Genomic DNA, 15,023 nt, shown 5'->3' on the forward strand with positions numbered 1-15,023 from the left:
ATCAGTGCGGAAATAGGGGCGAAACGGTGACTAGGATACCATCCGGCGCAGTGAAGTCATGTCAAAATCCGTGACGCTGCGGGATAACGTCCAAAACGTCGCAAAATTCAGCATCAATCTGCCAAAACCCTGACGAAAGCAGGGTGAACACCTCTGGTAACTCAGCTAGACTTAACGCCTTCTTTGAATTTTCGCCTTACGGCAGGCTAAACGTGCGTCTCGACAAGAAAATTTCTCCGCTGGATAACGTCATTTACCGTAACTACCGTATTACCCATGCGCTGCGCATCGCGGTGGCGTTTATTCTGACATTCCTGATTGTCCGTCTGACTGAAATCCCCGAAGGCACCTGGCCGCTGATTACGCTGGTGGTGGTCATGGGGCCGATTTCGTTCTGGGGAAATGTGGTTCAGCGCGTGCTGGAGCGCATTACCGGTACGGTGCTCGGCTCGGTTTCCGGCCTGATCGCGCTGTGGCTCGAGCTGTATTCGCTGCCGGTGATGCTGGTCTGGTGCGGCGTTGTCATGTTTGTCAGCGGATATCTGACGCTCGGCAAACGGCCCTACATGGCGCTGCTAATTGGCATCACGCTGGCGGTGGTGTGCGGCGCAGGGCCGGGCGACATGGAGATGGCGCTGTGGCGTTCCGGGGATGTGATTTTCGGTTCCCTGCTGGCGCTGCTGTTTGCCAGCATTTATCCGCAGCGCGCGTTTATTCACTGGCGCATGCAAATGGCCGATTACCTGATGTCGCTGAACAAACTCTACAGCGCGTGGCTGTCGCCGAACATGCTGGAACGTCCGCATCTGCACGGAAAAATGAAAAGTACCATGAGCCAGATGGTGAAAATGCGTTCGCTGTTTGCGCCGGCCAGCAAAGAATCGCATGTGCCACGTGAGGCGTTTGACGCCATCCAGACGCTCAGCCGCAACCTGTTGTGTACGCTGGAACTGCTGGCCGATGCGTACTGGAGTTCGCGCGAAAGCCATTATCTGATGCTCAATGCCCGCACGCTGCGCAGCGCGCAATTACTGATGCTCAGCACGCTGGAGAAACTCAGTCTGATGTTGCTCAACGGTACGCGGGGCGATGAAGTGGCAATCAGCCATGAGCTGAATGAATCTGCTGAAGAGCTGAAAGCGCTGCTTACCGAGATGAATGCCGCGAATCACCTGGAAGCGCAGGTCTACGGTTACGTCTGGCTGAGCACGCAGGTGGCGGAGCAGTTGCGCTCAATGGGCGACCTGATCACCATGGTGATGCAAAAAGAAGAAGCTCAAAATATCAGCGGTAAAACAACGAAAGCATGAAGGGATTTTTGTCTGTGGCCTAAAACGGGTAAGATGGGGCCATTGGACGATTATCTGAGCGTACTGCCCGATTTTTGCTACGCTAGCTATTCCTGTAGCGTCAAATCGGGTTGCGGCAAATCAGTCACTGAATCTGTGTAACTTAATCGAAGGTGTTAAAATGGACAATATCAATAAGCCGAGTTTCCAGGACGTTCTGGAGTTTGTGCGTGTTTTCCGTCGTAAAAACAAATTACAACGCGAAATCGCTGATAACGAAAAGAAAATCCGTGACAACCAGAAACGCGTTCTGCTGCTCGACAACCTGAGTGATTACATCAAACCAGGCATGAGCATCGAAGAAATTCAGGCGATCATTGCTAACATGCGCGGCGACTATGAAGATCGCGTTGATGACTACATCATCCGCAATGCTGACCTGTCGAAAGAACGTCGTGAAATGTCCAAAAAGCTGAAAGCACTGGGCGAAATCAAAGCCAACGAAACCAAATAATTTCGTTGCCGCTTAAAGAGAAAAACCGGGTTTATGCCCGGTTTTTTTTTGCCTGAAATCCGGATTAGCTCAGCGTCCGCACCGGGTTTCCGGCGAGAAATGCCTGAATGTCTTCGACGGCTTCACGGAAATATGCCTGATAGTTGCCGTCGGAAACGTAGCCCAGATGTGGCGTCGCCAGCACGTTTGGCAGCGTTCTGAACGGATCGGCGGGCGGCAGCGGTTCTGTTTCGAAAACGTCCAGCCCGGCACCGGCAATTTGCCCGGTTTGCAGGGCGTGCAGCAGGGCAGGCTGATCGACAATCGCGGCGCGCGAGGTATTGATCAGCAGTGCATCAGGTTTCATCAGCGCCAGTTCCGGGGCGCCGAGCAGCCCGCGCGTACGCTCACTCAGCACCAGATGTACTGACACCACATCGCTGGTTTTCAGCAAGGCTTCTTTCGATGCCGCCAGTTCGACGCCATGCTCAGCGGCGCGTTCGGCGGTCAGGTTCTGGCTCCAGGCGCTGACGTCCATCCCGAATGCCTGCGCAATCAGCGCCACTTTCTGCCCTATTTTACCCAATCCCAGCAGGCCGAGACGTTTGCCGCTCAGCCCGGTGCCGACCGTGCTTTGCCACGGCCCGTTGTGGCGCAGCGCGTTATTTTCCGTCACCAGATGCCGTGCCAGCCCGAGGATCAGCGCCCAGGTCAGCTCGACCGGCGCCGTCGAACCGCTGCCCGTGCCGCAAACCGTCACACCATTTTCACGGGCGGCGGCCAGATCGACCGACGCGTTGCGCATTCCCGAGGTGATCAACAGTCTGAGCTTTGGCAGACGGGCAAACAGCGCTGCGCTGAACGGCGTGCGTTCGCGCATGATCACCACAATCTCTGCGTCCTGTAACTGCGCGACCAGCTGGTCTTCATCACTGATATGCTCCGTCAGCGCGCGGCACTCTACCTGCGGCGCGAGCGCCTGCCAGCCGGCCAGAGACAGTGCGACGTTTTGATAATCATCCAGGATCAGGCATTGCATGGGCATGGAACTTCCTCATCTGTAAAAAAGAGATAAAGAGGTATAGCACTGAATTTACGCGGAGGTGAAGCAGGGCGGCCGGTTCTTTTGCAACAGAGTCTTAGCAGGAATACCCGCCCGGCGAAGGGCGGTTATTAATAATGGCATTAATGCAGATGTGAAAGGCTGGCGGCACTGATGCGCAGGCCGTCTTCATTGAACACCATACAGCGCTGGGCGTCGAACCAGGTTGTCAGGCTCTGATACGGATTAAAGGCCATATCGCCCGGCAGCAGCATTTTAAACCCGTCGATGCCGTAACACTGGCCGAACAGATAGGTGCTGTTGCCCAGACGCTCAACCACCTCGCAGTTAAATTCCAGCTGATTTTCGGTTTCATGGGAAAGCAGATGTTCCGGGCGAATGCCCAGCGTCACTTTGTCACCCGCTGCCAGCTCGCGGGTACTCAGCGCCAGCGTCAGGGTTTTCTCCGGCGTCAGGCGCACTTCAAGCCGGTCGGGCTGCCAGCTCAGCACTTCGGCAGGCAGGAAATTCATTTTCGGCGACCCGATAAAACCGGCCACAAACTGATTCACCGGGTTGTAATACAAATCCATCGGCGCGCCCATTTGCTCGACTTTGCCGTAGTTCATCACCACGATTTTATCGGCCAGCGTCATGGCTTCGGTCTGATCATGCGTCACGTAAACCATGGTGGTTTTCAGTTCCTGATGCAGCTTGGAAATGTGCAGACGCATATCCACGCGCAGCTCGGCATCCAGATTGGAAAGCGGCTCATCGAACATAAAGACCTGCGGATTACGCACAATTGCGCGGCCAATGGCGGTGCGCTGGCGCTGGCCGCCGGAAAGCTGCTTCGGCTTTCTGTCCAGCAGATGGGAAAGCTGCAACGTTTTGGCGACCATTTCTACCTGATGGCGAATTTCGTCTTTGGGTACGCCGTTCACTTTCAGGCCGTAACCCATGTTCTCGGCAATCGTCATATGCGGATAGAGCGCGTAAGACTGAAACACCATCGCCACGCCGCGGCGCGAAGGGTCAACGTCATTCACCCGCTGCTCACCGATATACACATCACCTTCCGTTATATCTTCCAGCCCGGCAATCATGCGCAGCAATGTGGATTTTCCGCAGCCGGATGGCCCGACGAACACCGTAAATTCGCCGTCTTCTATATCAATATTGATGCCATGCAGCGTCACCGTTTTATCGAAACGCTTAACCACATTTTTAAGCCTGATGCTGGACATGTTTGACCTCGTAATAAATTCATACCGCTGATATTTCGGACTATAACCACCTTGTGTAAACGTTTGCACGAGCGGGTTCGAATTTTGCAGTTGCGATCACACAATACACATCTTTTGGTAGTGATTTACGGGTTATAAGTCTAACGTGTAACACGATATTTATGACGACATTAATCACTTTGTATTCAGCATTTAAAGGGTTTGTATCGCTGAGTGTTGATTGGGTGTCGTTGTTATACACACAAAAATGTTATACCTTCACATCCAGGAGCAACAATGAAAATTACACACCTTACTGCCTTGGTACTGATGTCATTAAGTCTGAGCAGCCAGGCCGTGCGGGCAGCCGAAGGGCAGCTACTTGTCTGGGAAGATATTAAGAAATCCTCGGGTATTTCCGATGCCGTAAAAGACTTTGAAAAAGAGAACAACGTCAAAGTTGTGGTGCAGGAAACGCCGTATGCACAACAGACTGAAAAACTGCGTCTCGACGGCCCGGCGGGTATCGGCCCCGACGTGGTGGTGATCCCGAACGACCAGCTCGGCACCGCCGTGGTACAGGGGTTGCTGGCACCGCTGACGCTCGACAAAGGGTTCACCGACAGCTTTACGCCATCGGCTATTCACGCGTTTCAGCTCAAGGGCCACACCTACGGCGTGCCGAAAGCCGTCGAAACGCTGGTGCTGATATACAACAAAGATTTGCTGCCCGAAGCCCCGGCGACGCTCGACGAGTATTACACCTTCTCGAAAGCGGAAAGGGCGAAGGGCAAATACGGCCTGCTCGCCAAATTTGACGAAGTCTATTACGCCTACGGCGCGATGGCCTCCATGGGCGGCTACATCTTCGGTAAAGACGCCAAAGGGGAGATCAACGTCGACGATATCGGCCTGAACAAACCGGGCAGCATTGAAGCCGTCACGTACCTGAAAAAATTCTATGCCGACGGTTTATTCCCGGCGGGCATCACCGGCGACAACGGCCTGAACGCCATAGACTCGCTGTTTACTGAGAAGAAAGCCGCCGCCGTCATCACCGGCCCGTGGGCGTTCCAGCCTTATGAAGCTGCCGGCATCAACTACGGCGTGAAAGCGCTGCCGCTGCTGCCGAACGGCAAACCGATGAGCTCATTCCTGGGCGTTAAAGGTTATGCGGTATCGACCTACAGCAAACAAAAACCGCTGGCCGAGAAATTCATCACCTTCATCAACCAGCCGAAATACGCCAAGGTGCGCTACGAAGTGACCAAGGAGATCCCGGCACTGACGGCGCTGGTGAATGACCCGATGATCAAAAATGACGAGAAAGCCAATGCGGTAGCCGAGCAGTCAACGCGCGCCACTGCGATGCCCGGCGTTCCTGAAATGCAGGAAGTCTGGGGCCCGGCCAACAACGGGATCCAGCTGGGCGTAACCGGCAAACAGCCGGTGGACGCGGCGCTCAATGACGCCGTGAAAAATATCCAGATGCAGATTGAAGCCGCGAAAGCCAGCAACGAGTGATCTGCGGGTAACGGCATCGGCAACCGTATCTGAAACGGCCGTACGTCTGAAAAGAGGGAGTGATTTCACTCCCTCACAGTGAAAGGAATATCTTTGTGTCTATGCGTCTTCATGAGGAAAACCAGGAGCCACTGTCTGCCCGCCATCACGCGCCGGTGGCACTGGCTCTGGCATTCATTCCCGGTTTCGGTCAGTTCTATAACCGGCAATGGGCCAAGGGAATTCTGTTTTTTATCATTCTGTTTTGTTTCGTTGGCGTTTTTTATGATTTCCTGCAACAGGGCATGTGGGGGCTTTATACGCTGGGGGAAGAAGTCCCTCGCGATAACTCGATATTCCTGCTGGCGAAAGGAATTATCAGCGTATTAATCGGCGCGTTCGGCGCAGGCTTTTATTACTGGAGCCTGCGTGATGCGTGGATTAACGGAAAACGCCGCGATGCGGGCATGGAATTACCCGGCGTCAGAAAGCAATATCATTTGCTGCTGCGCGAAGGTTTTCCGTATTTAATGATTACGCCCGGTTTTATTCTGCTGGTCTTTGTGGTGGTGTTCCCGATTATCTTCGGCTTCTCCATTGCCTTTACCAATTACAATTTATATCACACGCCGCCGGCTAAATTAGTTGATTGGGTGGGATTCAAAAACTTTATTAATATCTTCACGCTCAATATCTGGCGTTCGACGTTACTCGACGTTTTACAGTGGACCGTCGTCTGGACCGTACTGGCGACCACGCTGCAATGCACTGTTGGCGTAATGCTGGCGATTCTGGTGAACCAGAAAGATCTGCGCTTCAAGGCGCTTATCCGCACCGTGCTTATCCTGCCGTGGGCGGTGCCGGGCTTCGTCACCATTCTGGTCTTCGCCGGGATGTTTAACGACTCGTTTGGCGTGATTAACAACGGGATACTGGCGGCGTTAGGCATTGAACCTAAAGCGTGGATGACCGATCCGTTCTGGACCAAAACGGCTCTGATCATGATGCAGACCTGGCTCGGTTTCCCGTTTGTCTTTGCGATGACCACCGGCGTATTACAGGCGATCCCTAACGACCTGTACGAAGCCGCCACGATGGACGGAGCCAGCACCTGGAAGAAATTAAAAACCATTACGCTGCCGCTGGTGTTGTATTCCATTGCGCCAATTATTATCACGCAATACACCTTCAACTTTAATAACTTCAATATTATCTATCTGTTTAATAACGGCGGCCCGGCCGTGGCGGGATCGAATGCAGGCGGAACGGATATTCTGGTGTCGTGGATTTATAAACTCACCATGTCTTCCTCGCAATATGCGATTGCCGCGACCATTACGATTTTGCTGTCGATATTTGTTGTCGGTATTGCGCTGTGGCAATTCCGTTCAACCAATTCATTTAAACAAGATGATATGGCGTAAGCAGGAGCAAACTGATGAATAAGAACAGCAGTATTAAAAGAAACCGGTTTATCCGCCTGTCGCTGAGTTATTTCCTGTTACTGATTGTGGCGGTCATTATTATTTATCCGCTGATCTGGACCGTCGGCGCGTCGCTGAATGCAGGGAACAGCCTGCTCAGTACGTCGATTATTCCGGAGAACCTCTCCTTCCAGCATTACAAAGATCTGTTCAACGGGCAGGTGAATTACATGGCGTGGTACTGGAACTCGATGAAAATCAGTTTCCTGACCATGGTGCTGACGCTGATTTGCGTCAGCTTCACCGCCTATTCCTTCTCACGCTTTCGTTTTAAAGGGCGCAAAGACGGGCTGATGCTGTTTCTGTTATTGCAGATGATCCCGCAGTTTTCGGCGCTGATCGCCATTTTCGTACTGGCGCAGCTGCTCGGCCTGATCAACAGCCATCTGGCGCTGGTGCTGATTTACGTTGGCGGCATGATCCCGATGAACACCTATCTGATGAAAGGGTATCTGGACGCTATTCCGAAAGATCTGGATGAATCGGCACGCATGGACGGCGCGGGGAATTTCCGCATTTTTATCGAAATCATCATGCCGCTGTCGAAGCCGATTCTGGCGGTGATTGCGCTGTTTTCCTTCACCGGGCCGCTGGGCGATTTCATCCTCTCCAGCACCATTTTGCGCACGCCGGATAAATACACGCTGCCGATTGGCCTCTACAACCTGGTCGCACAGAAAATGGGCGCGAGCTACACCACGTACGCAGCGGGCGCGGTGCTGATTGCCGTGCCGGTGGCGATTTTCTATCTCGCCTTACAAAAATACTTCGTCTCCGGCCTGACCGCTGGCAGCACCAAAGGATAATCACATGACTCTCTTAACTCAGAAGATTTTCACGAAAAGCGCCGTGGCCTGCGTGCTGCTGGCGATGTCTTTTTCCTGTGTGGCGCAGGACGTGGTCATCAAAAAAGTCGTCAATGTCCCGGCGGATTTCATCAAGGGTGCGGATATTTCCACGCTGATTGACGTGGAAAAACACGGCGGCAAGTTCTACGACCAGAATCACAAACAGACCGATGCGATGGTGATCCTCAGGCAGAACGGTTTCAACTACGTGCGTCTGCGGCTGTGGGTCGATCCGAAAGACGCGCAGGGGCATCCTTACGGCGGCGGCAATAACGATCTGCCGACCACGCTGGAACTGGCAAAACGTGCCAAAGCGCAGGGTTTTAAAATCCTGCTCGATTTCCATTACAGCGATTTCTGGACCGACCCCGGCAAACAGTTCAAGCCGAAAGCCTGGGAAAAAATGGATTATCCGCAGCTGAAAACGGCCATTCATGATTACAGCCGCGACGTGATTGCGCAGTTTCGTCAGCAGGGCGTGGTGCCGGATATGGTACAGGTCGGCAACGAAATGAACGGCGGAATTTTGTGGCCGGAAGGCAAAAGCTGGGGCGCGGGCGGCGGCGAATTTGACCGTCTGGCCGGGCTGCTGAATGCGGCGATTTCCGGCGTCAGGGCCGACGAGAAAAACCCGTCAGACATCAAAATCATGCTGCATCTGGCCGAAGGCACCAAGAACGACACCTTCCGCTGGTGGTTCGATGAAATCAACCAGCGCAAGGTGCCTTACGACGTTATCGGCCTGTCGTTTTATACCTACTGGAATGGCCCGATTTCCGCGTTACAGGCCAACATGGACGACATCAGCAAACGCTACAACAAAGACGTGATCGTGGTCGAAGTGGCTTACGGCTACACCCTTGAAAACTGCGACGCCGCGGAGAACAGCTTCACCGCCAAAGAAGCCAAAGACGGCGGCTATCCGGGCACCGTGCAGGGGCAGGCCGATTTCCTCAGCGACATGATCAAAAGCCTGGTGAGCGTACCCGATCATCGTGGCAAAGGCCTGTTCTACTGGGAACCAACGTGGATCCCGGTTAATGGTGCAGGCTGGGCCACAACGGCGGGCATGACCTACATCAACGACCACTGGAAAGAGGGCAATGCCCGCGAAAATCAGGCGCTGTTTAGCTGCGCCGGTCAGGTTCTTCCTTCCATTAAGGTCTTCAACTGATCCCCTTTTCCCCGGCTAATTTGGCCGGGGAGTTTTATTTCTTAAAGTTCGTAAGGACCTAACATGACGAAATTCCCTCTTCTGAGCAGTAAGATTTCCGGCCTGTTACACGGCGCGGATTACAACCCGGAACAGTGGCTGCAAAGCCCGAAAGTACTGATTCGCGATGTCGAAATGATGAAAGAGGCGCGCTGTAATGTCATGTCTGTCGGGATTTTCAGCTGGTCAGCGCTGGAGCCTGAAGAAGGACGTTATACCTTTGACTGGATGGATCAGGTGCTGGATCGTTTGCATGAAAACGGCATTTCGGTGTTTCTGGCCACGCCAAGCGGCGCGCGTCCGGCGTGGATGTCACAAAAATATCCGGAAGTGTTACGCGTCGGGCGCGACCGCGTAAAAGCGTTGCACGGCGGGCGTCACAACCACTGCATGACCTCGCCGGTGTACCGCGACAAAGTGCAGCAGATGAACACGGCGCTGGCAAAACGGTATGCGCATCATCCGGCGGTGATCGGCTGGCATATCTCCAACGAATATGGCGGCGAATGCCATTGTGATTTGTGTCAGGAACGGTTCCGTGGCTGGGTGAAAGCCCGTTATGAAACCCTCGACGCGCTGAACAACGCCTGGTGGAGCACCTTCTGGAGCCACACGTATACCGACTGGTCGCAGATCGAATCGCCGTCGCCGCAGGGCGAAACCGGGGTGCATGGCCTGAATCTCGACTGGCGTCGCTTTAATACCGATCAGGTCACGCGTTTTTACAGCGAAGAGATCCGCCCGCTGAAAGCCGAAAACCCGGCATTACCGGCGACCACCAATTTCATGGAATATTTCTACGACTACGATTACTGGAAACTCGCCAGCGTGCTGGATTTCATTTCGTGGGACAGCTACCCGATGTGGCACACGCGAAAAGACGATATCGGGCTGGCGGCGTACACCGCGATGTATCACGACCTGATGCGCACGCTCAAAAAAGGCCAGCCGTTCGTGCTGATGGAATCAACGCCGAGCTTCACCAACTGGCAGCCGACCAGCAAACTGAAAAAACCGGGGATGCACATTTTGTCCTCGCTACAGGCGGTCGCGCACGGTGCGGATTCGGTGCAGTACTTCCAGTGGCGCAAAAGCCGTGGCTCTTCCGAGAAATTCCACGGCGCGGTGGTTGATCACGTCGGGCACATCAATACCCGCGTTGGTCGTGAAGTGGCGGAACTCGGCACAATCCTCTCGGCCTTAGCGCCGGTCGCGGGCAGCCGCGTGGAAGCTAAAGTTGCGATCATATTTGACTGGGAAAGCCGCTGGGCGATGGACGATGCAATGGGGCCGCGCAACGCCGGATTGCATTATGAAAACACCGTGGCCGCGCATTATCAGGCACTGTGGGCGCAGGGCATTGCGGTTGACGTGATTAACGCCGACTGCGCACTGGACGGTTACGACTTAGTCATCGCCCCGATGTTGTACATGGTGCGCGAAGGCGTCGGTGAGCGGATCAGCGCCTTTGTGCAGGCGGGCGGGCGCTTTGTCGCCACATACTGGAGCGGCATCGTCAACGAAACGGATTTGTGTTTCCTCAACGGATTCCCCGGTCCATTGCGTCCGGTGCTGGGCATCTGGGCGGAAGAAATCGACAGCCTGACAGACGAACAGCACAACAGCGTTTGCGGTATTGAAGGCAACGCGCTGGGGCTGAACGGGCCGTATCAGGTTTCCGAATTGTGTGAAGTGATCCACCTCGAAGGCGCGGCAGCGCTGGCAACTTACGGCGATGATTTCTACGCCGGAACGCCTGCGGTGACCGTGAATCTGTACGGCAAAGGGCAGGCGTATTATGTGGCGTCGCGCAACGATCAACAGTTCCAGACGGATTTCTTCACCGCGCTGGCGAAAGAGATGAACCTGCCGCGCGCCATCAGCACGACGCTGCCGGAAGGTGTCACCGCCGCACGCCGTACTGACGGCGACAGTGAATTCATCTTCCTGCAAAACTATTGCAGCGACAGCCAGACCGTCAGTTTGCCGGGCGATTATCAGGATATGGTTCACGGCGGAATATTGCCGCACAAATTAACGTTACCGGCATTCGGTTGCCAGATACTGACGCGTAAAGTCTCCCGATAATTTTTAATCACCAACGTGCAGCGGGGAATATTCCCTTCTGCACGTTTTTTCATTTCTGAAAGAGGGTATTCATTATGGTTAATATTAAAGATTTCATGCATGTCTTTTCCGCAAAGAATAAAAACCCTAAAGATGACGTTCCGCCGTCAACGGACGTGGCGTTATTAATTGATGCTTTGGGCGGACGCGAAAATATTATTAACGTCGATGCGTGTATCACACGACTGCGCGTTACGGTGAAAGAACTCCGGCGGGTTAACTCCGGTGCTATCCAGCAGACCGGCGCGATTGGCGTGGTGATCATCGGGCAGGAAGTCCATGCGATATTCGGTAAACAGTCCGACAGCCTGAAGAAATTAATGACCGAGAAATTTGGCTTAAAAGGTCAGTAATTGAACCAGGTTTTAATTTGGTGTATTAAATAAAAGAAGAAGATTGAAATAAATAAAGGCAGCCCGACACAAGGCTGCCTTTATTGTTTACTGCTTTATTTTAAATAATGATGCTGCTGTGCGGGTACAAAAACGTCACGATCCCCTACAAGAGAAAATGCGTTAAACCCTGAGCGTTTATTACAATGAGGTTATTTCTTTATAAATAAAACTTCTTACTTCTTTTCCCTAAAGTTATTGGCATTGCAGCTTCAGGAACGAAGGAAATTTACCACCAGGCTTCTACCTGCACACCAAAGTTCCACGTATCGGATTTGGTGTGGTCTTCAAACGTATTGCCGTGCTCTGAATCATTCAGGTAAGAGGCGAACACGCGCAGTTCCGGGCGTGACATAAACTCAGGACCGGCCGCCAGACCCATTGCCAGCGTATATTTCTGGCCACCTTGCTTATAGTTAGTGCCATTTTTGTAATCGTCTTTCTGGTAGAACGTACCGACTTCACCGATGGTGCGCACGTAATCCGTCCACTGATATTGCGCACGGCCAACCAGAGAAACCAGTTCTGTCGTATCGGTATAGTCGGTGATGTTTTCCGCATGGCCGTATGTCAGAACGTGATTGAGGCTGAATTTGCTGGTGATCGGGATAAGACCGGTGATGATGCCGCGATAACCGCTGGCGTCGTTGGTGTAGTTCCACATGTCATACCAGCCGCCGCCCTGGGAAATCATGTTCTGCGCCAGACCTTTGTTGGCATACTGTAAAACCAGCTTGTTGTAGCCGCCCCACATATCCTGACTGATTTCACCGGTCAGCATCACGCCATTTTCCGCGTCATACAGGCCGCCGTAGTCTTTCTGATCGTGCGTCAGGTTCGGCATGGCGTAGTCGGCACCGACTTCCATCCACGCGCCGCTCCAGGGTTTGATACCGGCATAACGCACGTCGATGTAGTTGATATTGACATCGTTATCGCCGTCTACGCGGTAATCCACATCATTGGCGTCGCCGCGGATCCAGGCCACAGACAGCGCGCCTTCGCCCATTTTCAGGTTTTCCACACCGGCGCCAGCACCGGAAATGTTCCAGTATTTGGTATCGATGATATGTAAATCATGGCGCTGGTAATAACGTTTACCGCCCCAGATCACCGCATCTTTATCCCACGGGACCAGCCCTTTGATTTGCAGATTCAGCTGACGCAGGCCAAATTGCGCATCATCATTGAGTGTGTTTTCGTCATCGTTGGACCCGTCGGACACCATGCTGACCATGGAATCGACGTAAAAACTCACATCGTCCTTTTTGTAGACTTCACTGCCCAGTTCGATTTCGCCGTAAGTGTCATTTTCGTTGCCCAGACGACCGACTTTGTTTTTCTGAAATTGCTCCAGACTGCCGCTGCCGGAAACGCCCAATCCGGAGCGCAGATATCCATGAAAATCAATGTCGTTAGCCACTGCGGGGCCTGTCACCAGCCCAAGAGAGACCGCCACAGCCAGAGTACGTAAGTTGTGTTTCATTATTTTTCCTTATTGATGTATGACGTTCACATTTACGGAATCTATAAGATACCCAGAAACAATAATGATCAATTTAACACAGTGTGAATTGTGAAGGAGATCTACAACTTGTGTGTTTAAAATAAACGTCTGGTGATTTAAATCACGAATTTAACGAATGTTAACGTATAACTTTTAAGTCAAACGGTTCTCAGATTGAACTTTTAAATGAGATCCCGTACTTTGGCTCGATTATCATGAGATTGCGTAAAATCACGGGCTGCAAAACGGGAAAAGCATGAAATCGAAAAGTTCGACATTAGAAGACGTTGCCCGCTATGCCGGTGTTTCCTATCAGACGGTTTCGCGTGTTTTAAACAAGTCGGCCAATGTGTCCGACGCCACGCGCCAGAAAGTTGAGCAGGCGATTGAAGTGCTGCGTTATGTACCCAACCGGCTGGCGCAGCAGTTAGTGGGAAAACAGAGTTTTACGATCGGGCTGGTGACAACCTCGCTGGCGCTGCACGCACCGTCGCAAATTGCCGCTTCGGTGAAGAAATATGCCCATCAGGCCGGGTATCAGGTGCTGATTTCGATGATTGACGAGGACGTGAATCAGAGCATTCAGGACTCCATTAACGAGCTGAAATCCCAGCGGGTTGAGCGCGTGATCATCAACATTCCGCTGGAGAGCGCCGAAGCCGAACGCATTTACGAGAACAACCGCGACATTCTTTGCCTGTTCCTGGATGTGGATCCGACCAGCCCGGTGTTTAACGTCTGCTTTAATCCGGCCGACGGTTCCCGCGCCAGCGTGGAATATCTGCTTGATTTGGGGCATCGGGAATTTGCCTTGCTGGCCGGGCCGGAAGAGTCGGTATCTTCGCGCCTGCGTCTGGAAAGCTGGCAGAAAACGCTGACCGAAAAAGGATTACAGCCGGTGACGGTGGTTCACGGCGACTGGAGTGCCAAAAGCGGTTACTACGGCGCGTTGCTGATTTTGCGCGAGACGCCGCAGTTTACGGCTTTGCTGGTAGGGAATGACCAGATGGCGCTGGGTGTGATCAGCGCGCTGCATCAGCACAACGTGGCGATCCCGCAACAGGTTTCTATTATCGGCTACGACGACACCTACGACAGCGCATTCTTCCATCCGGCGCTGACCACGGTTTCTCTGGATCTCGATTTGCAAAGCAAAGAAGCCGTCGGGCTTTTGCTGGCAACGGAGCCGGACACGACGTCGCGTATTTTGCCTGCGCAACTGGTCGTGCGAAATTCCACGCGCGCGCCGGGACAGCCGGACAAAGACCTCAACCAGATCGCCGATCAGCTAGATAAACTCGCCCGACAGCTGCGCGGGCAGTGACGTCCGGCAGATGTAAATAAAGATTTCAGAATGCTTTTGATAGCGTTTAAGATATGAAAAATTTCAAACGATAAACAAAAGGATATGACGGAATGACCGTATGGCAGTGTTTTGTTCGGGGCTGGAAAGGGTACGTGAAGTTTGAAGGGCGTGCGACCCGCAAAGAGTTTTGGGTGTTCATGCTGGTCAATATCTTGCTGATGGTTTTGCTGACGGGGACGGTGGCGACCGTGATGGCGCTGGCGGGAAACCCTTACGGCGTGTTCTATGCCGGTATGGCTTACACCATTTACGCGCTGGCGCTGGCATTACCGATTCTGGCGGTCGGCATCCGCCGCATGCACGACATCAACCGCTCCGGCTGGTGGTTCGGCGGTGTTTATCTGGCAGGAATTGTGTCGCGTTTGCTCAACATGATCCTGATGGAATACGCGTCACCGGAAACCTATGTCTGGATGAAAATTACGCTGGGTATCGTGCTCGGCTGGATCCCGCTGCTGGTGATGATTTACCTGTGCTGCGTGAAATCCAAACCGGCACCGGAAGCAGATAACCGCATCGTTCGTTAAGCACAT

The 15,023-nt window shown here is 53.2% G+C and carries 13 protein-coding genes; 10 read left to right on the forward strand and 3 right to left on the reverse strand.

The annotated features are described in order from the left end of the window. The first annotated feature begins 212 nt into the window (after window positions 1–212). Together IV433_RS01820 and tmaR are read left to right on the forward strand one after the other, a co-directional pair. Window positions 213–1,310, forward strand: a complete 1,098-nt coding sequence (locus IV433_RS01820; RefSeq protein WP_152326829.1) for an FUSC family protein — start codon at window positions 213–215, stop codon at window positions 1,308–1,310. A 160-nt stretch (window positions 1,311–1,470) separates the two neighbouring features. Then, on the forward strand, window positions 1,471–1,803 hold the full coding sequence (gene tmaR / locus IV433_RS01825) for a PTS system regulator TmaR (protein ID WP_152326830.1): 333 nt from the start codon (window positions 1,471–1,473) through the stop codon (window positions 1,801–1,803). Window positions 1,804–1,867: 64 nt separating this feature from the next. On the opposite strand, the gene IV433_RS01830 is transcribed toward tmaR, so the two are convergent. Then, window positions 1,868–2,827, reverse strand: a complete 960-nt coding sequence (locus IV433_RS01830; RefSeq protein WP_195812670.1) for a D-2-hydroxyacid dehydrogenase family protein — start codon at window positions 2,825–2,827, stop codon at window positions 1,868–1,870. Between the two features lie 140 nt (window positions 2,828–2,967). Then, on the reverse strand, window positions 2,968–4,071 hold the full coding sequence (locus IV433_RS01835; protein WP_195812669.1) for an ABC transporter ATP-binding protein: 1,104 nt from the start codon (window positions 4,069–4,071) through the stop codon (window positions 2,968–2,970). A 276-nt stretch (window positions 4,072–4,347) separates the two neighbouring features. Here IV433_RS01835 and IV433_RS01840 point away from each other — a divergent pair, with 276 nt between their 5' ends. From IV433_RS01840 to IV433_RS01865, 6 genes are all read left to right on the forward strand, one after another. Further along, entirely contained in the window at window positions 4,348–5,574 is a 1,227-nt protein-coding gene (locus tag IV433_RS01840) for an extracellular solute-binding protein (RefSeq protein WP_195812668.1), read from the forward strand. A 101-nt stretch (window positions 5,575–5,675) separates the two neighbouring features. Next, the gene (locus IV433_RS01845) at window positions 5,676–6,977 is read left to right on the forward strand and encodes a carbohydrate ABC transporter permease (protein ID WP_195812959.1); all 1,302 of its coding nucleotides are present in this window, start codon (window positions 5,676–5,678) and stop codon (window positions 6,975–6,977) included. A 14-nt stretch (window positions 6,978–6,991) separates the two neighbouring features. Then, window positions 6,992–7,843: a sugar ABC transporter permease gene (locus tag IV433_RS01850; protein WP_195812667.1), complete on the forward strand. Its 852-nt coding sequence runs from the start codon at window positions 6,992–6,994 to the stop codon at window positions 7,841–7,843. A 64-nt stretch (window positions 7,844–7,907) separates the two neighbouring features. Next, window positions 7,908–9,059: a glycoside hydrolase family 53 protein gene (locus IV433_RS01855; protein WP_370530234.1), complete on the forward strand. Its 1,152-nt coding sequence runs from the start codon at window positions 7,908–7,910 to the stop codon at window positions 9,057–9,059. Between the two features lie 63 nt (window positions 9,060–9,122). Next, the gene (locus IV433_RS01860) at window positions 9,123–11,186 is read left to right on the forward strand and encodes a beta-galactosidase (RefSeq protein ID WP_195812665.1); all 2,064 of its coding nucleotides are present in this window, start codon (window positions 9,123–9,125) and stop codon (window positions 11,184–11,186) included. A gap of 74 nt (window positions 11,187–11,260) precedes the next feature. Beyond that, window positions 11,261–11,578 (forward strand): glucose PTS transporter subunit EIIB, encoded by a 318-nt coding sequence (locus tag IV433_RS01865; protein WP_195812664.1) that lies wholly within the window; start codon window positions 11,261–11,263, stop codon window positions 11,576–11,578. A gap of 268 nt (window positions 11,579–11,846) precedes the next feature. Here IV433_RS01865 and IV433_RS01870 read toward each other — a convergent pair whose 3' ends face one another. Continuing rightward, complete coding sequence (locus IV433_RS01870; RefSeq protein ID WP_152326838.1) at window positions 11,847–13,103, reverse strand: maltoporin; 1,257 nt, start codon at window positions 13,101–13,103, stop codon at window positions 11,847–11,849. A 277-nt stretch (window positions 13,104–13,380) separates the two neighbouring features. On the opposite strand from IV433_RS01870, the gene IV433_RS01875 reads away from it, so the two are divergent. Together IV433_RS01875 and IV433_RS01880 are read left to right on the forward strand one after the other, a co-directional pair. Next, complete coding sequence (locus IV433_RS01875; RefSeq protein ID WP_195812663.1) at window positions 13,381–14,448, forward strand: LacI family DNA-binding transcriptional regulator; 1,068 nt, start codon at window positions 13,381–13,383, stop codon at window positions 14,446–14,448. Window positions 14,449–14,540: 92 nt separating this feature from the next. After that, entirely contained in the window at window positions 14,541–15,017 is a 477-nt protein-coding gene (locus IV433_RS01880) for a DUF805 domain-containing protein (protein WP_195812662.1), read from the forward strand. The last annotated feature ends 6 nt before the right edge of the window (window positions 15,018–15,023 follow it).

The sequence above is a fragment of the Rahnella laticis genome (assembly GCF_015644585.1).
Lineage (GTDB): Bacteria > Pseudomonadota > Gammaproteobacteria > Enterobacterales > Enterobacteriaceae > Rahnella > Rahnella laticis.